The organism is Labrys wisconsinensis, assembly GCF_030814995.1.
GTDB classification, from domain to species: Bacteria; Pseudomonadota; Alphaproteobacteria; order Rhizobiales; family Labraceae; genus Labrys; species Labrys wisconsinensis.
Map to the genome: position 1 here is coordinate 116,168 of NZ_JAUSVX010000014.1, position 20,527 is coordinate 136,694.

General features: G+C 68.9%; 20 protein-coding genes. 14 read left to right on the plus strand and 6 right to left on the minus strand.

What is annotated here, in order from left to right; genetic code table 11:
• Nucleotides 1-75 precede the first annotated feature (75 nt).
• The 4 genes from QO011_RS29965 to QO011_RS29980 all read left to right on the plus strand — a co-directional run bounded on the left by QO011_RS29965 (nucleotide 76) and on the right by QO011_RS29980 (nucleotide 4,680).
• A complete protein-coding gene (locus QO011_RS29965) occupies nucleotides 76-1,095 on the plus strand; it encodes a sugar ABC transporter substrate-binding protein (RefSeq protein WP_307280625.1) in 1,020 nt (339 codons plus the stop codon).
• A 93-nt stretch (nucleotides 1,096-1,188) separates the two neighbouring features.
• Nucleotides 1,189-2,202 (plus strand): ABC transporter permease, encoded by a 1,014-nt coding sequence (locus QO011_RS29970; RefSeq protein WP_307280628.1) that lies wholly within the window; start codon nucleotides 1,189-1,191, stop codon nucleotides 2,200-2,202.
• On the plus strand, nucleotides 2,202-3,161 hold the full coding sequence (locus QO011_RS29975) for an ABC transporter permease (protein WP_307280630.1): 960 nt from the start codon (nucleotides 2,202-2,204) through the stop codon (nucleotides 3,159-3,161). The genes QO011_RS29970 and QO011_RS29975 overlap by 1 nt, the downstream gene beginning before the upstream one ends.
• Nucleotide 3,162: 1 nt before the next feature.
• Nucleotides 3,163-4,680 (plus strand): sugar ABC transporter ATP-binding protein, encoded by a 1,518-nt coding sequence (locus QO011_RS29980; protein ID WP_307280633.1) that lies wholly within the window; start codon nucleotides 3,163-3,165, stop codon nucleotides 4,678-4,680.
• A gap of 1 nt (nucleotide 4,681) precedes the next feature.
• Here QO011_RS29980 and QO011_RS29985 read toward each other — a convergent pair whose 3' ends face one another.
• Nucleotides 4,682-6,553: an ABC-F family ATP-binding cassette domain-containing protein gene (locus tag QO011_RS29985; protein ID WP_307280635.1), complete on the minus strand. Its 1,872-nt coding sequence runs from the start codon at nucleotides 6,551-6,553 to the stop codon at nucleotides 4,682-4,684.
• Between the two features lie 147 nt (nucleotides 6,554-6,700).
• On the opposite strand from QO011_RS29985, the gene QO011_RS29990 reads away from it, so the two are divergent.
• The gene (locus QO011_RS29990; protein ID WP_307280638.1) at nucleotides 6,701-6,928 is read left to right on the plus strand and encodes a hypothetical protein; all 228 of its coding nucleotides are present in this window, start codon (nucleotides 6,701-6,703) and stop codon (nucleotides 6,926-6,928) included.
• Between the two features lie 111 nt (nucleotides 6,929-7,039).
• Here the strand turns inward: QO011_RS29990 and copM are convergent, their stop codons facing one another.
• Nucleotides 7,040-7,432 carry a CopM family metallochaperone gene (copM, locus tag QO011_RS29995; protein ID WP_370882032.1) on the minus strand — a complete coding sequence of 131 codons (393 nt, stop codon included), beginning with the start codon at nucleotides 7,430-7,432 and terminating at the stop codon, nucleotides 7,040-7,042.
• Between the two features lie 75 nt (nucleotides 7,433-7,507).
• Nucleotides 7,508-7,882 carry a hypothetical protein gene (locus tag QO011_RS30000; protein WP_307280642.1) on the minus strand — a complete coding sequence of 125 codons (375 nt, stop codon included), beginning with the start codon at nucleotides 7,880-7,882 and terminating at the stop codon, nucleotides 7,508-7,510.
• Nucleotides 7,883-8,111: 229 nt separating this feature from the next.
• Between QO011_RS30000 and QO011_RS30005 the strand changes: the two genes are divergently transcribed.
• The 4 genes from QO011_RS30005 to QO011_RS30020 all read left to right on the plus strand — a co-directional run bounded on the left by QO011_RS30005 (nucleotide 8,112) and on the right by QO011_RS30020 (nucleotide 14,358).
• A complete protein-coding gene (locus QO011_RS30005; RefSeq protein ID WP_307280644.1) occupies nucleotides 8,112-8,810 on the plus strand; it encodes an aquaporin in 699 nt (232 codons plus the stop codon).
• Between the two features lie 247 nt (nucleotides 8,811-9,057).
• The gene (locus tag QO011_RS30010; protein WP_307280647.1) at nucleotides 9,058-11,370 is read left to right on the plus strand and encodes a xanthine dehydrogenase family protein molybdopterin-binding subunit; all 2,313 of its coding nucleotides are present in this window, start codon (nucleotides 9,058-9,060) and stop codon (nucleotides 11,368-11,370) included.
• A 94-nt stretch (nucleotides 11,371-11,464) separates the two neighbouring features.
• On the plus strand, nucleotides 11,465-12,490 hold the full coding sequence (locus QO011_RS30015; protein WP_307280649.1) for a DMT family transporter: 1,026 nt from the start codon (nucleotides 11,465-11,467) through the stop codon (nucleotides 12,488-12,490).
• 350 nt (nucleotides 12,491-12,840) lie between these two features.
• Complete coding sequence (locus tag QO011_RS30020) at nucleotides 12,841-14,358, plus strand: caspase family protein (RefSeq protein WP_307280651.1); 1,518 nt, start codon at nucleotides 12,841-12,843, stop codon at nucleotides 14,356-14,358.
• Between the two features lie 241 nt (nucleotides 14,359-14,599).
• Here the strand turns inward: QO011_RS30020 and QO011_RS30025 are convergent, their stop codons facing one another.
• Together QO011_RS30025 and QO011_RS30030 are read right to left on the minus strand one after the other, a co-directional pair.
• Nucleotides 14,600-14,932 carry a hypothetical protein gene (locus QO011_RS30025; protein WP_307280652.1) on the minus strand — a complete coding sequence of 111 codons (333 nt, stop codon included), beginning with the start codon at nucleotides 14,930-14,932 and terminating at the stop codon, nucleotides 14,600-14,602.
• Nucleotides 14,933-15,009: 77 nt separating this feature from the next.
• Nucleotides 15,010-15,666 (minus strand): DUF1223 domain-containing protein, encoded by a 657-nt coding sequence (locus QO011_RS30030; RefSeq protein ID WP_307280654.1) that lies wholly within the window; start codon nucleotides 15,664-15,666, stop codon nucleotides 15,010-15,012.
• On the opposite strand from QO011_RS30030, the gene QO011_RS30035 reads away from it, so the two are divergent.
• The 4 genes from QO011_RS30035 (at nucleotide 15,665) to QO011_RS30050 (ending at nucleotide 17,819) form a co-directional block, all read left to right on the plus strand.
• Nucleotides 15,665-15,904, plus strand: coding sequence for a hypothetical protein (locus QO011_RS30035; protein ID WP_307280657.1), 240 nt, complete (start codon nucleotides 15,665-15,667; stop codon nucleotides 15,902-15,904). The genes QO011_RS30030 and QO011_RS30035 overlap by 2 nt on opposite strands.
• The gene (locus QO011_RS30040; protein ID WP_307280661.1) at nucleotides 15,897-16,472 is read left to right on the plus strand and encodes a sigma-70 family RNA polymerase sigma factor; all 576 of its coding nucleotides are present in this window, start codon (nucleotides 15,897-15,899) and stop codon (nucleotides 16,470-16,472) included. Before QO011_RS30035 ends, QO011_RS30040 begins: the two co-directional genes overlap by 8 nt.
• Nucleotides 16,469-17,113 carry an NrsF family protein gene (locus tag QO011_RS30045; protein ID WP_307280663.1) on the plus strand — a complete coding sequence of 215 codons (645 nt, stop codon included), beginning with the start codon at nucleotides 16,469-16,471 and terminating at the stop codon, nucleotides 17,111-17,113. Before QO011_RS30040 ends, QO011_RS30045 begins: the two co-directional genes overlap by 4 nt.
• Nucleotides 17,114-17,207: 94 nt before the next feature.
• On the plus strand, nucleotides 17,208-17,819 hold the full coding sequence (locus QO011_RS30050; RefSeq protein ID WP_307280665.1) for a helix-turn-helix domain-containing protein: 612 nt from the start codon (nucleotides 17,208-17,210) through the stop codon (nucleotides 17,817-17,819).
• Nucleotides 17,820-17,861: 42 nt separating this feature from the next.
• Here the strand turns inward: QO011_RS30050 and QO011_RS30055 are convergent, their stop codons facing one another.
• Nucleotides 17,862-18,710, minus strand: a complete 849-nt coding sequence (locus QO011_RS30055) for a fumarylacetoacetate hydrolase family protein (RefSeq protein ID WP_307280666.1) — start codon at nucleotides 18,708-18,710, stop codon at nucleotides 17,862-17,864.
• A 393-nt stretch (nucleotides 18,711-19,103) separates the two neighbouring features.
• Between QO011_RS30055 and QO011_RS30060 the strand changes: the two genes are divergently transcribed.
• Nucleotides 19,104-20,462, plus strand: coding sequence for an OmpP1/FadL family transporter (locus QO011_RS30060; RefSeq protein WP_307280668.1), 1,359 nt, complete (start codon nucleotides 19,104-19,106; stop codon nucleotides 20,460-20,462).
• Nucleotides 20,463-20,527 lie beyond the last annotated feature (65 nt).

Genomic DNA, 20,527 nt, shown 5'->3' on the forward strand with positions numbered 1-20,527 from the left:
CCCTTCGTTCCGCGCAAGCCAGAATGAGCAGCCGCCTCGGGGCGCGCTGGCGGACGAGAACGGGAGGAGAGAGACATGACGCGCTGTCGCGAATTCATGGCTGCCGTGGCGGCCGCCATGCTCATGACCGGGGCCGCCGCGGCGGCGGAGGACACCAAGGTCGCGCTCGTTCCGGGCGGCCCGCATCCCTATTTCGCCGCCTGGGAAAAGGCCGGCCAGGACGCGGCCCGGGACTTCAAGCTCGGTGCCGCCGACTACAAGGTGCCGCAGAAATGGGAGCTCAGCCAGCAGAACGAGCTGCTCGAGAGCCTGGTCACCCAGGGCTACAACGCCTTCCTGATCTTCCCCGGCGACCCCGTCGGCTCGGTCTCGACCGCCGGCGAGCTCGCCGATACCGGCGCGCCCGTCATCGCCACCGCCGGCTGCCTCAAGGACCCCTCCAAGGCGGCCTTCTGCCTCGGCACCGATGTCGGCAACTCCGCCTATATCGGCACCAAGGAGCTCCTGAAGGCGATGGGCGGCAAGAAGCGCATCGCCCATTTCACCGGCTTCCTGGTCGACCCCAACACGCAGCTGCGCATCGACGCGGTGGAGAAGGCGGCCAAGGAGGAGGGAGCGCAGGTCGTGCAGGTCATCGCCGACATCGACGCGCCCGAGCCGGCGGAGGAGAAGATCAACGCCTATCTCGCCGCCCATGCCGGCGAGGTCGACGGCATCGTCACGACGGCCTGGGTGCCGGCCGTGGTCTCCGCCAACGCCCTGCGCAAGATCGGCGACAAGCGCATCAAGATGGTCGGCATCGACCATGACGAGGTGGTGCTGAAGGCGATCAAGGACGGCTTCGTCACCGGCACCATGCTGCAGAACCCCTATGGCCAGGGCTATATCGGCTCCTTCGCCGCCGACAGGCTGCGCAGCGGCTGCACGGTCAAGGCCGATGCGCCGTTCAAGACGAACGCCCTGACGGCCAAGTTCATCGATTCCGGCACGGTGTTCGTCGACGCGTCGCAGGTCGACACCTATGTCGGCGCCATGCAGGGCATCACCAAGGAGCTGATGGCGACCTTCGAGAAGACCTATCTCACCTGCAAGTGATGCATCGTCCGTCAATACCCCGGAGCCGACGCCGGCTCCGGGGCCGCCTTCACGCCCAGCGCGGATCGAACCATGCCCGCCGATGAGACTTCCGTGACGGTTCCCGCCGCGGCCCCCGCCGGCCTGCTTTCCAGCGGCGCGCCGCGCTTCTATCTCACCAACGAGTTCGGGCTCATCGTCCTCATCGCCCTGTTCGCCGCGGCCTTCGGGCTGCTCACCGCCGGCTTCCTCTCTTCCTTCAACCTGTTCACCCTCGGGCGCGTCGCCGCCGTCAACGTGATGATCGGCTTCGCCATGATGGCGGTGATCGTCACTGGCGGGCTGAACCTGGCGGTGGGGGCCATCGGCGTCTGCGCCGCCATGGCCTGCGGCTGGCTGATCGAGGCGCTCGGCCTGCCCTGGCCCGTCGCCATCGTCGGGGCGCTCGCCCTCGGCGCGGCGCTCGGCGCCGTCAACGGCGTGGTCATCGTCCGCTCCGGCCTGCACAGCTTCATCATCACGCTCGCCACCATGAGCATCTTCTTCGGCGTGATGATCTTCCTGACGCGCGCCCAGTCCTTCCGCGCCCTGCCGCCGCTCTTCTCCGATTTCGGCCGCATGCGCCTGTTCGGCTCGGTCTCGCCGCTCCTGGTGGTGGCGGTCGTGGTCGGCCTCGGCCTGATCGTCATGTACCGCTACACCGCGCTCGGGCGCGAGATGCTGGCCGCCGGGGCCAGGCCCCAGGCGGCCGCCCTGTCCGGCGTGCGGGTCGACCGGATCTTCGTCATCTGCCACATGCTCTCCGGCGCCCTGGCCGCGCTGACGGCGCTGCTGGTGGTGGCCCGCAACGGCGCCGCCATCCCCTCCATGGCCGGCCAGCTCGGCCAGGACTGGCTGCTGCCAGCCTTCCTCGGACCGGTGCTCGGCGGCACGCTCCTCACCGGCGGCCGCGTCTCGGTGCTCGGCACCTTCCTCGGCGCCGTGCTGGTCACCATGCTGACCAACGGGCTCCTGCTGCTCAGGGTCGGCGAGTTCTGGGTGCAGACCTGCCTCGGCGTGCTGCTTCTGATCGCCGTGCTGATCGACAAGGCCCGCCGCTCCTTCCTGGCCCATCGGAGAATGGTGTGATGCCAAGCATGCTGCGCACCGACTGGTTCGGCCCGCTGGCGGTGACGGTGCTCGCCGTCCTCGTCATCACCGCCTTCAGCCCGAGCTTCCTGTCGCCGCTCAACATCCAGGTGCTGCTGCTCGCCATCGCCGTGAACGGCCTCATCGCCTTCTCGCAGATGATCATCATCGCCGTCGGCCAGATGAACCTCTCGGTCGGCGCCATCGGCGGCCTCGCCGCCATCGCCTTCGCCGGCATGATGGAGGTCTGGGGCCTGCCGGCGCCGCTCGCGGCGGTGGGGGCGCTCGGCGTCGGGCTCGCCGCCGGCCTGCTCAACGGCTGCTTCATCGCCTGGACCGGCATCTCCGCCTTCGTCATCACCCTGGCCAGCCTGTCGATCTTCAAGGGCCTCAACCTCGCCATCACCCGGGCGCAGCCTTTCTACGGCGTCCCGGATGCGGTGAAGGCCTTCGGCAACACCACCTTCCTCGGGCCGCTGCCCTGGCTGCTGATCCCCTCGGCGATCGTCTTCGGCCTCACCTGGTACCTCCTGAACCGCCTGCCGCTCGGGCGCCACATCCTGGCCGTCGGCGGCAATGCCCATGCCGCCGAGCTCTCCGGCATCTCGGTGTCCAGGACCGTGATCGCCGCGCACGCGCTTTCCGGCGCGCTGGCCGCCCTGGCCGGCGTGGCGCTGGTCGCCCGGCTGCAGATCGGCCAGCCGACCATCGGCGACGACTGGCTGATCCTGTCCTTCGCCGCGCCGGTCATCGGCGGCGCGGTGCTGGCCGGCGGCCATGTCAGCGCCACCGCGACGGTGCTGGGCGTCGCCATCGTCGCCATCATGACCCAGGCGCTGGTGCTGTTCCACATCGACCCCTTCCTCGTCCAGGTGGTGCTCGGCGCCCTGATCCTGTGGGCGGTCGGCATCAACCGCTGGCGCGAGGTCCGCGTCGCCGGCGCGCTCCGGAGGATCTGAGATGGGCGAGCTCCTGCTCGAGGCGCGCGGCGTCGGCAAGCTCTTCCCGGGCGTCAAGGCGCTGGAGGGCGTGTCGCTGAAGCTGGCGAAGGGCTCGATCCATGCCCTGCTCGGCGAGAACGGGGCAGGCAAGTCGACGCTGATCAAGCTGATCACCGGCGTCTACCGGCCCGACGAGGGCGAGCTCCTGCTCGATGGCGCGCCGGCATCCCTCACCGATCCGCGCCATGCCATGGCCTCGGGCATCGGCGTCGTGCACCAGGAGCGCAACCTGATCCCGCGCTTCTCCGTCGGCGAGAACATCATGCTGGAACAGTCGGTCGGCCGGCCGCTGCGGCCGATCGACTATGCCAGCATCCATGCCGAGGCCCGGCGCTGGCTCGACATGCTCGGCCTCGACGTCGATCCGGCGACGCCGGTGTCGCAGCTCAGCGTCGCCAAGATGCAGCTGGTCGAGATCGCCAAGGCGCTGTCGCTGCGCTCGCGGGTGCTGCTCCTCGACGAGCCGACCGCATCGCTCTCGCCGCACGAGACGGTGGCGCTGTTCGCCCTCCTGAAGAAGCTGCGCGACGACGGGGTCGGCATGCTGTTCGTCAGCCACAAGCTGGAGGAGGTGCAGGAGATCTGCGACGCCGTCACCGTGCTGCGCGACGGCCGCAATGCCTGCGAGAGCCGGCCGATGGCCGGCCTCGGCCGCCAGGACCTGGTCCGGCTGATGATCGGGCGCAGCGAGCAGATCCCGGACTGGGCCGCCCGCGACCATGCCGCCGTCCCGCCGGTGCTGCAATTGACGGGCGTCGCCACGGCGCTCGGCCACCGCGACATCGACCTCACCGTCCGCAAGGGCGAGATCGTCGGCCTCTACGGCCTGGTCGGCGCCGGCCGCACCGAGCTCGCCAAGGCGATCATGGGCCTCTTTCCCGTCACCGCAGGCACGGTGCGGATCGACGGCAAGGCGGTGTCGGTCGCCAGCGTCGCCGACGCCATCCACCGCCATCGCATCGGCTATGTCAGCGAGGACCGCAAGCAGGAGGGGCTGATCCTCACCCATTCGGTGCTCGACAATGCCGGCATCGCGGTCTGGCGCCGCGTCACCCGCCGCTTCGGCCTGCTCACCGACCAGGCCATCCGCGCCGTGACCGAGCCCTTCATCCGCAAGCTGGAGGTGCGCACCCCCTCGCTCGACCAGCTCGTCGGCAACCTCTCCGGCGGCAACCAGCAGAAGATCAGCGTCGCCAAATGGCTGGCCGCCGGCGTGCGCATCCTGATCGTCGACGAGCCGACGGTCGGCATCGACATCAAGACCAAGGCCTATCTGCACGAATTGCTGCGCGACCTCTCCGACCGCGGCACGGCGATCCTGCTCATCACCAGCGACATGCCCGAGATGATCACGCTGGCTGACCGCATCCTGGTGATGAACGACTACCGCCTCGCCGGCGAGCTGCGGAACACGCGCGACTATGCCGCCATGAGCGAGGGCATCATGCACCTCATCCATCGGGTGGAAGCGGCCTGATTCAGGTCTCGGCGGCTTCCAGCGCCGCGCTGGCCTCGAGCCAGGCCTCCTCGGCCAGGGCGAGGCGCTCGCCCGCGGTGGCGCGGGCCTTGGCCATCTCGGCCGCCTTGTCCGGCGCGCGCTCGAACAGGCCCGGCTTCGACAGCTTCTCGTCGAGATCGGCGATGATCGCCTGCAGCTTCTCCATCGCCGCTTCGATCTGCCGGATCCGGTCGCGGCTCGGCGCCGTGGCGGCGCGGCGCTCGGCGGCGGTCTTGCGCTTGTCGGCGCTGCGCCCGGCCTTGTCGCCGCCCTTGTCCTTGTCGGAGGCCGGCGACGACAGCACCAGCCGGCGATAATCCTCCATGTCGCCCTCGAACGGCTTCACCGAGCCGTCCGCCACCAGCCAGAGCCGATCGACGCAGGCGTCGAGGAGATAGCGGTCGTGGCTGATCAGGATCACCGCGCCGGGAAAATCGTTCAGCGCCTGGACCAGCGCCTCGCGGCTGTCGATGTCGAGATGGTTGGTCGGCTCGTCGAGGATGAGCAGATGCGGCCCGCCGAAGGTCGCCAGGCCCATCAGGAGGCGCGCTTTCTCGCCGCCGGAGATGTTCTCCACCGGCGTATCCGCCTTGTCGCCGGAAAATCCCATCTGCGCCGCGCGGGCACGGATCTGGGCTTCGGTCGCCCCCTTCATCAGCTCCGCCACATGGGTCCGGGCGGTGGCCTTCGGGTTGAGCTCGTCGAGCTGGTGCTGGGCGAAATAGGCGACCTTGAGATTGGTCGAGCGCCGCGTGCGTCCGCTCATCGCCTCCAGCCGGCCGGCGATCAGCTTGGCGAAGGTCGACTTGCCGTTGCCGTTGGCGCCGAGCAGGCCGATGCGGTCCTCGTTGTCGATCGACAGGTCGAGCTTGGACAGGACGGTGCGCTCGCCATAGCCGGCGCTGGCGCCCTCCATGGTGATGATCGGCGGCGACAGCGGCTTGGCCGCGGCGGGGAAATTGAAGGGCACGACCTCGTTGTCGACGATGGCCGAGACCGGCTCCATCCGCGCCAGCATCTTCATGCGCGACTGCGCCTGCACCGCCTTGGACGCCTTGGCCTTGAATCGATCGATGAAGGCCTGGATGTGCCGGCGTTGATCCTCCTGCTTTTTCCGCAGCTTCAGCGACAGGGCCTGCTTCTCGCGGCGCTGGCGCTCGAACTCGTCATAGCCGCCGCGATAGAGCTCGAGCCGGCCCTCGGTGAGGTGCATGATGAAGTCGACCGAGGCGTTGAGCAGGTCGCGGTCGTGGCTGATCACCACCACGGTGTGCGGGTAGGAGGCGAGGTAGTCCTGCAGCCAGAGCGTGCCTTCGAGGTCGAGATAGTTGGTCGGCTCGTCGAGCAGCAGCAGGTCCGGCTCGGTGAACAGCAGTGCCGCCAGGGCGACGCGCATGCGCCAGCCGCCGGAGAATTCGGAGCAGGCGCGCTGCTGGGCCTGATGGTCGAAGCCGAGGCCCGCCAGGATCGCGGCGGCGCGGGCCGGCGCGGCATGGGCGCCCTTGTCGACGAGGCGCGTCTGGATCTCGGCGATGCGGTGCGGATCGCTCGCGGTCTCCGCCTCGGCCAGGAGCGCGGTGCGCTCCTCGTCGGCGGCCAGCACCACCTCGATCAGGCTCTCCGGCCCGCCAGGCGCCTCCTGCGCCACGCGGCCGATCCGCGCGCCGCGCGGCACCGAGACCGTGCCGAGATCCGGCGAGGCCTCGTTCATGATCATCCGGAACAGCGTGGTCTTGCCGGTGCCGTTGCGTCCGAGGAAGCCGACGCGGGCGTCCGGCGGCAGCGCCACCGTGGCGTTGTCGAACAGGACGCGGGGCCCGATGCGGTAGGTGAGGCCGTTGACATGCAGCATGGCGGGCTTTTGGCACGGCCTCGCCCCAGGGGCAACGGCAAGCGTGCCGATGCGCATCGCCGTCCCGCAGGCCCGGCCTTCCCCTTTCATAAATTGTTAGGGTTGATGTCGGATGAACGCGCGGGGGGCCTCACCTTGAGGTCTGTGATGATTCGCACCGCGATTCTGGCCGGCGCCGCCGCTCTCGCCTGCTGGACCCTTCCCGCCAAGGCGGCGAGCTACCCCTATGAAGTCGAGATGTTCCGCCTGCACGAGGCGTGCAGGGCCGGCGACCGGGCGGCCTGCGTCCATTTCGGCGTCATCATCGGCGAGCACCGCGAGCGGCGGGCCGAGCTCGAGCGCCTCCACCCCGAGATCTTCTGGTGGAACCACTGAGCCGCGCGGCGGATGCGTTCGCGCCGGCAGGCGCCACGCTCCGCCGCCGGAACGAGACCGCGCCGCATCGGCGGCGCGGTCCGCACGCGACGGCGTGTGCCGTCCCGCGCCTTATTGCCCGTGCTTGGCCAGCCAGGCCTTCATCTCGGCGATCTCGTGCTCCTGCGCCTTGATCACCGCCTGGGCCAGCTTGCGGATCTGCGGGTCCTTCCCGTATTGCAGCTCGACCTTGGCCATGTCGATCGCGCCCTGGTGGTGCGGGATCATGCCCCGGACGAAGTCGACGTCCGCCTTGCCCGTATAGGGCGTCATCATCGCTTTCATCATCGTGTCCATGGCCGCCTGGTAGGCCTTGGTCGAGGCGTCGTCGCCGGCCGGCATGGCCATGTCGTGGCCCTGCATGGTCTGCATGTCCTGGGCGATGGCTGGGGCCGCCATCGGTCCGAGCAGAAGAGCGAGAACCGTCAGGGATTTGCGCAGGCTTCCTGCAGTGAAGGGTGTCATGTTCGAACCTTTGCTGTCGAGCGCCGTCGGCCCCCGGCCGGGGCGCTCCATGGAAATCGAGAGGGGTGGGAAGGCTCAGCCCCGCCCGCGCGGCGGTCGCTCCGGCGGCTGCGGTCCGCGATCCGGCTCGCTCCTGTCCGACAGGAGCCGTTCGACGCGCCGCGGCTCGCGCTCGCCCGTGACGGCGGTCGGGGCCGGCACCATGCCGGGCACGAGCACGTGGCAGCAGGCCAGAGACGAGGGGCCGGGGTGCTGGACGGCATGCTGGCCGTGCGAGGGTTGCTGCTCGCCGGCGCCCATGGCGGGGCAGGGCGGCATGGTCGGCTGGGTCGCCGCCGCCGCGGCCAGGACGCCGCTCGCCCAGGCCGCCGCGACCGGCATCAGCGCCAGGACAGCCGCCATCAGGGCCGCCATCCAGAGCCGGGTCGGTCTCGTCGTCCAGCGAGTCATAGGGGCGTCGCATCCTCCATCCCGGGGACGAATACCGCGCGAAACCGACGGCTTCAAGCAAAGGGCAAGCAAACTTGTCTGGACAATTGGACGAAATCCCGGCGGCGACTCCAAGTCCGGCCGTTTTCCTGCCATGTTGACTTTGCGTGCACGCGAGATTCGCGGCCGCTTTTGCCGGCGAGGCGCCCCGCCTGAAACGAGGGCCTCCGGTTTTGGGGAGACTGATGTCATGAAAAAGTATTTCGCGGAGCTGGTAGGCACGGCCGCGCTGTGCTTCATCGGCTGTGGCTCCGTCGTGCTCGGCGGTTTCGGACCGGCTCTGGCGTCCGCGCCGATCGCCAGCCTGCCGATCGCGTTTGCCTTCGGCCTCTCGGTCACGGCCATGGCCTATGCCATCGGCCCGATCTCCGGCTGCCACATCAATCCCGCCGTGTCGGTCGGCATGGTCGTCGCCGGCCGCATGCCGGCCTCGGAGCTGCCAGGCTACATCATCGGCCAGGTGATCGGCGCCTTCGTCGGCTGCGGCTTCCTCGCCCTGATCCTCACCTCCAAGGCGGGCGGCTACGATATTCCGGCGGCGGGCCTCGGCCAGAACATGTACGACGCGGCCAAGGGCTTCGGCGTCCTCGGCGCCTTCGTCGCCGAAGTGGTCGGCACCTTCCTGTTCGTCACCGTGATCCTCGGCGCGACCCAGAAGAAGAGCGCCACGCCGGTCGCCGGCCTGGCGATCGGTCTCACCCTGGTCATCATCCACATCGTGCTGATCCCGGTGACCGGCACCTCGGTCAATCCGGCGCGCAGCCTGGCGCCGGCGATCTATGTGCGCGGCGAGGCTCTCGCCCAGATCTGGCTCTTCATCCTGGCGCCGATCATCGGTGCCGTCATCGCCGGCCTGCTGTTCCAGTCCAAGGCGCTGGCCGAGGATTGAGACCACCGCAATCGCGGTTGCCGGCCAACCGCCCCGGCGCCGCGCACTCTCCCCGGGGACGACCTGTCGTGTCCCCGGGTTTTTTTGTCCCGTCGCGATGAAGTGGCTTGTGCCGCTTAGCTTGCCAAGTCCAGGCAGGTTCAGGAGAACCTGCTCACGCCCGCCTCCGCAACCGATTGCGTCTGGCGCGCGGCGCGCGCCCTGTGGTAATCCATGGCCGCTGCAATCATCCATGCCGGAGAGAGCCATGCCGCCTACCAAATTTGGCGTCGGTCAGCCGATGCGCCGCAAGGAGGACAAGGCTTTCATCACCGGCACCGGCCGCTATGTCGATGACGAGACCCGCGACGGCGTGCTGCGCGGCTATGTCCTGCGCTCGCCCCATGCCCATGCCCGTTTCGCCATCACCGATGCGGCCGCGGCCCGGGCCATGCCCGGCGTGCACCTGGTGCTCACCGCCAAGGACCTGAAGACGCTCGGCGACCTGCCCTGCCTGGCCCTGATGAAGAACGCCGACGGCAAGCCGCAGAAGCCGCAGCGCTACCCCGTCCTCGCCATCGACACCGTGCGCCATGTCGGCGATGCCGTGGCCTTCGTGGTCGCCGAGACGCTGGCGCAGGCGCGCGACGCGGCCGAGGCGATCCTCATCGACTACGAGGCGCAGGAGCCCGCCATCGGCTCGGTCAAGGCGCTCGAGGACGGCGCGCCGCTGGTCTGGCCCGAGAACGGCTCGAACCTGGCGTTCGATTCGCGCATCGGCAACGTCAAGAAGGTCGGGAAGGCCTTCGAGAAGGCGGCCCGCGTCGTCAGCCTCGACGTCGTCAACAACCGTCTCGTCGCCAACTACATGGAGACGCGCGGCTGCATCGCCGAATGGGACGGGCAGCGCTTCACCCTCACCGTCGGCACGCAAGGCGTGCACGGCATCCGCGACAACCTGGCCGAGAACATCTTCAAGATGCCGGCCGAGGCCTTCCACGTGAAGACCGGCGATGTCGGCGGTGGCTTCGGCACCAAGGCGTTCATGTACCGGGAATACCCGCTGTGCCTGGAAGCGGCGCGCCGCCTCGGCCGGCCGGTGAAGTGGTTCGCCGACCGCACCGAGCATTTCCTCGGCGACACCCAGGGCCGCGACAACATCACCCGCATCGAGGCGGCGCTCGACCGCCGCGCCAAGATCCTGGCGGTGCGCATCGACATCATCGGCGACCTCGGCGCCTATCTCTCGCAGTTCGGGCCGTTCATCCCCTGGCTCGGCGCGCTGATGGCCACCGGCTCCTATGCCATCGGCGCCATGGACGTGCGCGTGCGCGGCGTCTTCACCAACACCCTGCCGGTGGACGCCTATCGCGGCGCCGGCCGCCCCGAGGCCGCCTATCTGATCGAGCGGCTGATGGACGCCATCGCCTTCGAGACCGGCCTCACGGTCGACGCGGTGCGTGCCCGCAACTTCGTCAGGCCGGAGCAGATGCCGTTCAAGGCGCCGACCGGCCGCACCTATGACAGCGGCGAGTTCGAGGGCCATATGCGCCGCGCCATGGACGTCGCGGAATGGGCGGCGTTCAAGGACCGCTGGAAGGCCTCGAAGAAGGCCGGCAAGTTCCGTGGCATCGGCATGTCGACCTATATCGAGGCCTGCGCCGACGGCGAGAGCGAGACCGCCACCGTGATCCTGGAGAAGGACGGCACGGTCACGGTGCTGATCGGCACCCAGACCAACGGGCAGGGCCATCTCACCGCCTATGCCCAGTTCGTCGCCCAGCACCTCGACCTGCCGCTGGAGCGTATCAACGTCGTCCAGGGCGACAGCGACCGCATCAAGACCGGCGGCGGCACCGGCGGCTCGCGCTCGATCCCGGTCGGCGGCGCCTCGGTCGCCAGGGCGTCGGAGACCCTGGCGGAGCGGCTGAAGCTGCTCGCCTCGGAGGAGCTGGAGGCCGGCATCGCCGACCTCGAGATCCTCGACGGGCGCGTGCGTGTCGTCGGCACCGACAAGGCGATCGATCTTGCCGCCCTGGCGGCGCTGCCCAAGGCGACGCCGGAGCTGCGCACGTCCGAGCACAACTACCAGCCGAGCGAGGCGACCTATCCCAACGGCACGCATATTTGCGAGGTCGAGGTCGACCCGGAGACCGGCGTCACGGCGATCCTGCGCTACACCATCGTCGACGATTTCGGCGTGGTGGTGAACCCCCTGCTGCTGGAAGGGCAGGTGCAGGGCGGCGTGGTGCAGGGCATCGGCCAGGCGCTGCTGGAGCGCACCGTCTATGGCGAGGACGGCCAGCTCCTGACCGCGACCCTCACCGACTATGCCCTGCCGCGGGCCGACGACGTGCCCTCCTTCCACTTCGAGACCCGCAACGTGCCGTGCAAGGGCAATCCCGTCGGCATCAAGGGCGCGGGCGAGGCCGGCACCATCGGCGCGGCGCCGGCGGTGATGAATGCGCTGATCGACGCGCTGCGCCGCGGCTGCGGCATCACCCGCATCGACATGCCGGCGACCCCGGAAGTGGTGTGGCGCGCCATCCAGGACGCCGCCGTGAAGCAGGCGGCGGAGTAGGGGCAGGAGCGGCCGACGCGGGCGCGCCCGGCGGCTGTGAGTAGGGGGAAGGCGAGGCCGACCGTCACGAGCCGGCCCTGCCGCTGGGGGCACCGTGCTGGATCAACCGCGTCATGGGACCGAGGCCGGCCGCACGCCGGCGGGGCGTCCCGCAGCCGCATCCTCGCCGGAGGGGGAGGGCGGCGCCACGGCGCAGGTCCTCCGGCCGGGGCATCACGCGCCGCTCGCCGGCATCGCCTTCAAGGTCGTGTCCGTCCTGCTGTTCTCGACCATGGCTGCGCTGATCAAGCTCATTGGTCCCGCCTATCCCACCGGCGAGGTGGTGGCCTTCCGCTCGGTCTTCGCCCTGGTGCCGCTGCTCGTGTTCCTCGCCTGGCAGGGCGAGCTGCGCGGGGCGCTGAGGACCGAGCGTCCCATCGGTCATGTCCTGCGCGGCGGCGTCGGCGTCATCGCCATGTATCTGAGCTTCGCGGGCATCGCCCGGCTGCCGCTCGCCGACGCCACCGCCATCTACTACGCCGCGCCGATCTTCACCGTGGTGCTGGCGGTCGTCCTTTTGAAGGAAAGGGTGCGCGCCTATCGCTGGAGCGCCGTGGTGCTCGGCTTCCTCGGCGTGGTCCTGACGCTGATCCCCCATCTCGGCGAGGATGCGCCCGACGGCGCCCAGCAGACGCTCGGCGCCATGCTGACCCTCGGCGCGGCGATCGTCGCCGCCTTCGCCATGATCCAGGTGCGCCGCCTCACCGAGACCGAGGCGACGGGATCGATCGTGCTCTATTTCACGCTGGTCTCGGCGGCGATCGGCCTGATGACCCTGCCGCTGGGCTGGGTCCTGCCGACGCCGCGCGAGTTCGCCATCCTCACCGCCATCGGTGTGCTCGGCGGCATCGCCCAGATCTGCCTGACCCGGAGCTATCGTCTCGGCGATGCGTCGCTGATCGCGCCCTTCGAATATGCCTCCATGCTCTTCGCCCTGGCGCTCGGCTACGCCGCCTTCGGCGAGGTCCCCGAGCCGCTCGTGCTCCTGGGCGCCGGCATCGTCATGGCGGCCGGCCTGTTCGTCATCCTGCGCGAGCGCGCGCTCGGCCTCGCGCGCGTCGAGGCGGCGGAAACGGTCTGACGACGTGGGGGGTGTCCTTGCGGCGGATCGCCTGATCGGCGGCGAAACCCGCCCAGGATCGGCAGGCCGCACGAGGGGCGCCAGGGGCGGCGGCCTCGGCGACGACGCGATAGCGGTCCGGAGGTCGACAAGGGAGTGAAAGACGCCGCGCTCGGGGGCGTCGCCCGCGGCGTTTGGCGAAGAGGCCTTCAGCCGGGTCATCGAACTCGGAGTGACGCGAAAGATGACGGCGCCGTCCACGACGTCGGCGGCTGCTTCAATCGATGATCCGGCAGCGTTTCCAACGGCACTTCAAACTCTTGCGGCCTCTGCTACTCTGTTGCTCGCTCGTGATCGATTGAGAGGCTCCCATGTGCTGGCGTGGCTCAATTCTCGTCGGGGCAATTCTCGGATTGGCGCTCGGTGGGGACCGCGCATTTCCAGCGGATCTGGATTCCTGTCATGTCGATGGTGTTGCAACCGACATAAGAATGGCAGCTTGCTCAAAGATCATTGCGGCCAGTGAGGATAAGCAAGCAATCGCCGAGGCATTGAACACTCGTGGCCTTCTCTATGACAACAATGGTGACTTCGACAAGGCATTGGCAGATTTCGGGAGGTCGTTACAGATCCGCCCTGGATCGTTGGAGATTTATGTCAATCGTTGCAACGTCTATCGAGAAAAGGCCGATTATGACAGGGCATTGGCAGACTGTGGAAAAGCGATAGAGCTCGATTCGGCTGACTTCGGAAATTATCTCGCGCGCGGAAGTATATACATTGCCACCCATGATTACGAGAGGGCGATCGCGGATCTGACAAAGTCTCTAGAAATAAATCCGGACTATGCGGCCAATTGGAATGAGCGTGGTCAGGCTTACCTGCTCAAGGGTGATTATGACAAAGCAATTGCGGACAATGACAAGGCATTGGAGCTCAGCCCGAGATTTTTGGAGGCCTATCGCGATCGTGGCGAGGCCTATCTTCATAAAGGAGACTACGATCAGGCAACCCTTGCTTTCAAGAAAGCGTTGGAGATAAATCCTGGTTATACGCCTGCCGTAGATGGTCTGTCCGAAGTCCAGAAGGCAAGGACGACGCAGGTCGCTGCCGTGAGTCCTGCCGCGCTTGCCCCGGCGTCGGCTCGCCCAGCCATCGAACCGCAGGTTGTCATCACCCCATCGGCGGCCGTTGGCCGCCGCGTTGCCCTGGTCATCGGCAATTCCTCCTATCGGGCCGTGACGGAGCTTCCCAATCCCGCTCGTGACGCCGATCTCGTCGGTGGTGCGTTGCGGCAGGCGGGCGTCGATGTCACCGTGGCGCACGACCTTGATCGAAGCGGCATGGTCGCGGCCTTGAACGCCTTCGCCGACAAGGCCGACGGCGCGGATTGGGCCATCGTCTACTATGCCGGCCACGGTATCGAGATGGACGGCCATAATTACCTGATCCCGGTTGACGCCATCCTTGCTTCTGATCGGAGCGTGGAGGACGAGACCGTCTCTCTCGACCGGATGATGTCCACCATCAACGGCGCCAAGCAGCTCAAGCTGGTGGTGCTCGATGCCTGTCGCAACAATCCCTTCCATCCCAAGATCACGGCGCTCAACCGCTCGATCGATCGTGGCCTGTCGCGCGTCGAGCCGGATGGCGCCACGCTCGTCGTCTATGCGGCGAAAGAGGGGACTGTTGCCAAGGACGGTACGGGAACGGACAGCCCCTTTGCCGTGTCCTTCGCCAAACGCATCGACGAACCCGGCGTGGAGATCAACAAGGTGCTTCGGTTTGTGCGACAGGATGTTCTGGAGGCAACGGACAGAGAGCAGGAGCCTTTCGTGTATGGCTCGCTCCCGCCCACCGACTTTTTCTTCGTGCCGGCGAAGCCGTGAAGGTTCCATCTGTCTCGCGCTCATTTCGACCGTGCCGCCCCCGATCATGAGCGGCCTGCTCGCGCGCCGCCGTTCCAAGAGAATCTCGGGACGGCGAAGGTCGCGCGGCTGAGCGGCGACCTCGACCTCTTCGCTGACGGGTCAATCAAGGTGATCTCCACGCCCGGTCGTTGCCGGGGAGAACGGCGCTGCCGGCGCGATCGAGGTTGCCGGCCGGGAGCTTCGTCCCCCGACGCAACCCTCACATCTTCTTGGCGGGCTTCATCGCGTCCGAATGCATCGCGCCCATCTTGCCGCAGGCCCTTTCCATCTTCTTCATCTTCGCCTTGTCGGTCTCCATCATCGCCTTCTTCATGCAGTCGGCCTTCATCGGATCGGCCTTCATGGGCTCGGCCGCCATCATCGGCGTGGCGGGCTTCATGGCGTCCTCGGCGCGGGCGGCGCCGGACAGGCCGGCCGAGCCAGCCGCGAGGGCGAGGATGGCGGCGGCAAGGCAACGGGTGGCTCTGGTCATTGCGGCTTCTCCTTGAATGCGGCCCTGCGGGCCGGCGTCTGCGATGCGTGCCGGCGCCATGCGGCGGGCACGCGGTCTCCCGCGGGAAGGCCGGCGTCGCCGGCATCCCCGAAGAATGCTGTGTCGTCGGGTGAGGCTCAGTCCGTGACCGCCCCCAGGATCTGGCCGCCGTTCGGCGCCTGCACCAGCACGGCCGTGCTGAGGTCGCCGGCGGCCCGGAGCGGCAGCGACAGCGCCTCGCCACGCCAGGTGCCGAGACGGGTCAGGGCGTGGACGACGTTCTTGTGCGGCAGGGTGCGCCCGCTGTTCTCGCCGGCGCGCACGGCCACCTCGACGACATGAGGGTCGTAGCGCACCAGCCAGATGTCGGCGCCGCCGGCCGGCGCGCGGCCCGCACCGATGCGGACGGTGCCGGCGTCGAGAGCGACTTGCGGCCCGTCGCCGCGGCGGCTGGCGCCGATCGCGGCCTCCAGCGGGCCGAGCTCGTTGCCGACCACATCGGCGCGGCCGTCGACCACGATCTGCGGCGTGAACGGCCCGTCATGGCCGAGCGGCGGCTCGTAGGCTTGCTGCCGGGCGGTGTATTCCGGCCTGGCGAACACGTCCTTCCAGCCGAGCCGGTCCCAATAGGTCACCCCGAAGCTCAGGGCCAGCACGTCGGGCCGGCGGCTCAGCCGCGCCAGGTTGGCGTTGGCCGGCGGGCAGGACGAGCAGCCCTGGCTGGTGAAGAGCTCGACCACCGTCGGCCGGCGCGGGTCGGCCGCGGCGGCCGTGCCCGCCAGCATCGCCAGCATGAAGCCCGCCGCCGCGGGCCGCCACGCGGTCCCGGCCCGGGCCTTACGCATCCGGCGCGCCGGTCTCCTCGTCACGGTCATGGCATGCCTCCCCGCTGATCTGACGGTCAATTCGGGCGGCTCCGGCGGCCGGTTACGCCTTCACCACTTCGTGATGGCGTTGGTGCGGCCCGGCGGCTATGACTGGCCCGCGCGGCGTAACCTTTCCGCCTGCCGCGACGAATGGGCCTATGTCTGACGGATTCGAGGCCACCGAGGCGCGGCTGGGCGCGCTGATCCGCGAGGGACTGGCTGGCGATGCCGCATCCTATCGCACCCTGCTGCGCGAGCTCGGGGCCCATCTGCGCCGCTACTTCCTGCGGCGCCTCGGGCCGGACCGGGCGGCCGACGCCGAGGACCTGGTGCAGGAGACGCTGATGGCCGTGCATTCCCATCGCGCCACCTACGAGCCGGAGCGGCCCTTCACCGCCTGGGTCCATGCCATCGCCCGCTACAAGCTGATCGACCATGTCCGCCGCGGCCGCGGCCGGACGAGCCTGCCGGTCGAGGACGCGGAGGCGCTGTTCGCCGCCGACGGCCTCTTCGCCGGCGACGAGACCCAGGCGGCGATGGACCGTCGCGACATCGAGCGCCTGCTGGCGGCGGTGCCGCCGCAGACGCGCACGCTGATCCGCCAGGTGAAGCTCGAAGGCCGCTCGATCGCCGAGGTCTCGGCCCGCAGCGGCCTGTCGGAGAGCGCGGTCAAGGTCGGCATCCATCGCGGTCTCAAGGCCCTGGCGGCACGGTTCGGAGGGCGGAACCGGTGACGACCACGGACGACCTCATCGAACGCCTGGCCGGCGACCTCGCGCCGGTGCGGCCCGGCGCGGTCGCGCGGCGGCTCGGCCTCGGCATCGGCGCCGGCGCCCTGGTGTCCGCGGCGATCATGCTCGCCTGGCTCGGCGTGCGGCCCGATATCGGCGCCGCGGTGACCACCGGCGCCTACTGGATCAAGTTCCTCTATACGGCGGCCATTGCCGCCGCCGGCCTGCGGGCCGTGGAGCGGCTCGCCCGCCCGGCCGGCCGCGGCTCGCCCGCCCTCGGCGCCGTGGCGCTCGCCGTGGCGCTGGCGGCGCTGGGAGGCGCCACCGAGCTCGGGCAGGCGTCCGCGGCCGAGCGCATGCCTTTGATGATGGGCTCCTCGGCCAGCGCCTGCCCCTGGATCATCCTGGTGCTGTCGCTGCCGATCCTGGTCGGGGCGGGCTGGGCCCTGCGCGGCCTGGCGCCGACACGGCTCGCCCTGGCCGGAGCGGCGGCGGGCCTGGCCGCCGGCGGGCTGGGTGCCTGGATCTACGCCTTCCATTGCACCGAGACGGCGACCGCCTTCCTCGCCATCTGGTACACCGCCGGCGTCGTCGCCGTCGGGTTGATCGGCGCGGCGCTCGGCCCCCGCCTCCTGCGCTGGTGAGGCCGCAGCGCCACGAAATCGCCGCGATCCCTTGCCGGCGACCCCGTTCGCTCTTACAAACGCAAAATTCGTCAAATCAAACGAAAGCGGTGAGATGAGCGGGGCTGATCGGAGAGCGGACCTGGACGCGGGCGCGCTCGTTGTGTCGGGGCAGCTCGGCAAGACGATCCAGCGGCTGCGCAAGGCCTACAACCTGTCCCTGTCGGAGCTCGCCGAGCAGTCCGGCGTCGCCAAGTCGATCATCAGCCAGATCGAGCGCAACGAGACCAATCCGACGCTGGCCACGATCTGGCGGCTGTCCCAGGCGCTCGACATCTCGATCGACCGCGTCCTCGCCAGCGGCGAGGACGAGCCGTTCCTGGAGAAGGCGACGCGCATCGACACGCCGGTGGTGATGTCCGATGACGGCAAGTGCCGCCTGGCGATCATCGGCTGGATCAAGACCGTCGAATGGCTGCAATGGTACGACTTCTACGCCGAACCCGGCGGCGTGCTGGAGAGCGACCCGCACCAGCGCGGCTCGATCGAGAGCCTGTCGGTCCTCTCCGGCACGGTGGAGGTCGATGTCGGCGGCCTGGTCGAGCAGGCGGCGGCCGGCGAGACGCTGCGCTATCGCTGCGATCGCCCGCACGCCATCCGCGTCGTGGGACCCGAGCCGGTGCACGCCACCATGGTCTGCATCATGAAGGCGGCGGTGATGGAATAGCGGGGCGCGGCGAGGCTTGCCGCGCCCGTCCGGCTTGGCCGATCAGGCGCTCCAGGCGACCGCGGTCTGGCGCTGGCTGCCGAGCTTCTCGATGCCGAGCGTCATCACGTCGCCGGGCTTGACGTAGAGCGGCGGCTTCATCCCCATGCCGACGCCGGGCGGCGTGCCCGTCGTGATGACGTCGCCGGGCTGGAGCAGCATGAACTGCGAGATATAGGAGACGATGGTGGCGACGCCGAACACCATGGTCCGGGTCGAGCCGGTCTGCATGCGCTTGCCGTTGACGTCGAGCCACATGGAGAGGGCCTGCACGTCGCCCACCTCGTCCGGCGTCACCAGCCAGGGGCCGAGGGGACCGAAAGTCGGACAGCCCTTGCCCTTCATCCACTGGCCCGAGCGCTCGGTTTGATAGGCGCGCTCGGAGACGTCGTTGCAGATGCAGAATCCGGCGACATGGGCGAGCGCGTCCTTCTCCTCGATATAGGAGGCGCGGCTGCCGATGACGATGGCGAGCTCGACTTCCCAGTCCGTCTTCTCCGAGCCGCGGGGGATGACCACGTCGTCGTTCGGGCCGACGACGCAGGACGGCGCCTTGTTGAACAGCACCGGCTCCTTCGGCACCGGCAGGTTGCTCTCGGCCGCGTGGTCGGCATAGTTCAGGCCGACCGCGATGAAGTTGCCGGGCCTGGGCACGCAGGAGCCGTAGCGCGGCTCGCCGGAGACCAGCGGCAGCGACGCCGGGGAGAGGCCGGCGAGCCGGGCCAGCGAAGCCGGCGACAGCGCCTCGCCCGTGAAGTCGGCGACGTGGCCGGACAGGTCGCGGATCCCACCCTCTCCATCGATCAGGCCGGGTTTCTCCTGGCCGGGGTTGCCATAGCGCACGAGCTTCATGTCGAGTTCCTTTGAGCGTTTCGCAGCCGACTTGTAGGACAACTCGGATACCCGATCCAGTCCGCACCGGGTTCGAATCGTCGCGGCTGCGGCGGCGATACCAGCAGCAATTCCGGCCGATTGGCCACACAGAATCGTTGCAGATCTGCCACGGTGTCGCCGCAAATGGCTAGGGGTAACGCGCTGTTGAACTTTGCCGGCTGATGCTGCAGCTGCCCGAAAAGCCTGCCGGCGCGACCACTTACCGGTTGCGGACCGGTCCGTGCCGGACCGGCGCGGCTCACCGGGCGCCCGGCGGGCGCGGTTGCGGATGCCGCGGCTTCGGGCAGTCTGTGTGCGGGGGAATCACAATCATCGCCAGGCCCCGGCGGGGGTGTCGGCGTAGGGGGAGCAATGGCGAAGGCGCGACGGATCGGTCCATTCGTCCTGACGGCTGCGATCGCGGCCCTCCCGGTCGGCGCTCATGCCGGCGGCTTCGGCAACAGGCTGCAGTCGGCGGTGGGCGCGGGCGATGCCTTCGCCGGCGCCGGCACCTCGGATTTCGGCCTCTCCGGCATGTTCTGGAACCCGGCGGCGGTCAACGACGTCGACGATTTCGAGACCAGCTCGAACTACACGCTGGCGGTGCCGCAGGCGAGGATCCGGGCGCAGCCGGGAACCTCCGCACCGCTTCTGGGGCTCGGGGCCGATTCGGGCGACGTCGGCCAGGGCGCGCTCGTCCCGGGATCCTATCTGGCCTATCGCATCAATCCGCAATGGGCGGTCGGCCTCTCCGTCAACTCGCCCTTCGGTCTCGCCACCAAGCCCGCCAACCTGCCCTGGGCCGGCCAAAACCTGTCGATCACCGCCAAGGCCCTCTCCGTGGATGTCGCCGCGGTGATCGGCTACAAGGTCAACGATTGGCTGAGCGTCGCGGCGGGCCCGCGCTGGCTCTATGCCGATGCCCGGTTCACGCGTGACGTCATCCCGGGCGACGCCGCCATCGAGCCGGGGATTCTGAGCGGCCTCAAGGACAGCGGCTGGGGCTACACGCTCGGCGCGACCATCAAGCCCTGGGAGGGCGGCGAGATCGCGCTCGGCTATCGCTCGCGGGTCGACCTGTCGCTCAAGGGCGACCTGAGCCTGCCCGACATCCCCGCCATCTTCGGGCCCCTGGCGGGCACGCACCCGGTGGTGGGCGACATCACCCTGCCGGATCAGGCGACGGTGAGCTTCAGCCAGAAGCTGTCGCCGGAATGGACGCTGCTCGGCTCGGTGGAGTGGAAGGACTGGAGCCTGGTCCAGGACGTGCCGTTCTACATCCGGAACAGCGGGCCTCTGAACGGCCTCAACCCGACGACGCTGACCTTCCGCTACAAGGACGGCTGGAATCTGGCGCTGGGCGCCGAATATCACTGGAACGATCAGCTGACGCTGCGCGGTGGCGCGTCCTACGAGATCTCGCCGATCAAGAACGAGCAGCGCGAGGTGTCGATCCCCGACGGTGACCGGATCTGGGTCTCGGCGGGCGCCTCCTACGCCTTCAACGACCATTTCACCTTCGACGTCGGCTACAGCCATGCCTTCGTCAAGGACGGCTCGATCAAGGTGGGGCCGGGGACGCCCAACGGCGACAGCGGCGAGCTCGCCGGGCTGACCTTCCTCGGCGAGACCACGGGATCGGTCGACGTGGTCTCGGTCGGCATCCGCTACAAGTTCGGCGGCGCGGCCGTCGCGGCCCTGCCGCAGCAGCCGGTGGTCGCCAAGTACTGATATCAAAGAGCCGATGAGCTTGACTCATCGGCTCTTTGGTACGAGCCCGCGCGGCGTTTGAGCGT

Coding starts and splice junctions, on each gene's coding strand:
- QO011_RS30020 (WP_307280651.1), top strand. CDS start 12,841: ATGTGCTGGCGTGGCTCAATTCTCGTCGGGGCAATTCTCGGATTGGCG.
- QO011_RS30060 (WP_307280668.1), top strand. CDS start 19,104: ATGGCGAAGGCGCGACGGATCGGTCCATTCGTCCTGACGGCTGCGATC.
- copM (WP_370882032.1), bottom strand. CDS start 7,432: ATGACACCCTTCACTGCAGGAAGCCTGCGCAAATCCCTGACGGTTCTC.
- QO011_RS29990 (WP_307280638.1), top strand. CDS start 6,701: ATGATTCGCACCGCGATTCTGGCCGGCGCCGCCGCTCTCGCCTGCTGG.
- QO011_RS30000 (WP_307280642.1), bottom strand. CDS start 7,882: ATGACTCGCTGGACGACGAGACCGACCCGGCTCTGGATGGCGGCCCTG.
- QO011_RS30030 (WP_307280654.1), bottom strand. CDS start 15,666: ATGCTGGCGATGCTGGCGGGCACGGCCGCCGCGGCCGACCCGCGCCGG.
- QO011_RS30025 (WP_307280652.1), bottom strand. CDS start 14,932: ATGGCGCCGGCACGCATCGCAGACGCCGGCCCGCAGGGCCGCATTCAA.
- QO011_RS29985 (WP_307280635.1), bottom strand. CDS start 6,553: ATGCTGCATGTCAACGGCCTCACCTACCGCATCGGGCCCCGCGTCCTG.
- QO011_RS30050 (WP_307280665.1), top strand. CDS start 17,208: ATGAGCGGGGCTGATCGGAGAGCGGACCTGGACGCGGGCGCGCTCGTT.
- QO011_RS30035 (WP_307280657.1), top strand. CDS start 15,665: ATGAAGCCCGCCGCCGCGGGCCGCCACGCGGTCCCGGCCCGGGCCTTA.
- QO011_RS30010 (WP_307280647.1), top strand. CDS start 9,058: ATGCCGCCTACCAAATTTGGCGTCGGTCAGCCGATGCGCCGCAAGGAG.
- QO011_RS29980 (WP_307280633.1), top strand. CDS start 3,163: ATGGGCGAGCTCCTGCTCGAGGCGCGCGGCGTCGGCAAGCTCTTCCCG.
- QO011_RS30005 (WP_307280644.1), top strand. CDS start 8,112: ATGAAAAAGTATTTCGCGGAGCTGGTAGGCACGGCCGCGCTGTGCTTC.
- QO011_RS29965 (WP_307280625.1), top strand. CDS start 76: ATGACGCGCTGTCGCGAATTCATGGCTGCCGTGGCGGCCGCCATGCTC.
- QO011_RS30055 (WP_307280666.1), bottom strand. CDS start 18,710: ATGAAGCTCGTGCGCTATGGCAACCCCGGCCAGGAGAAACCCGGCCTG.
- QO011_RS30040 (WP_307280661.1), top strand. CDS start 15,897: ATGTCTGACGGATTCGAGGCCACCGAGGCGCGGCTGGGCGCGCTGATC.
- QO011_RS29975 (WP_307280630.1), top strand. CDS start 2,202: ATGCCAAGCATGCTGCGCACCGACTGGTTCGGCCCGCTGGCGGTGACG.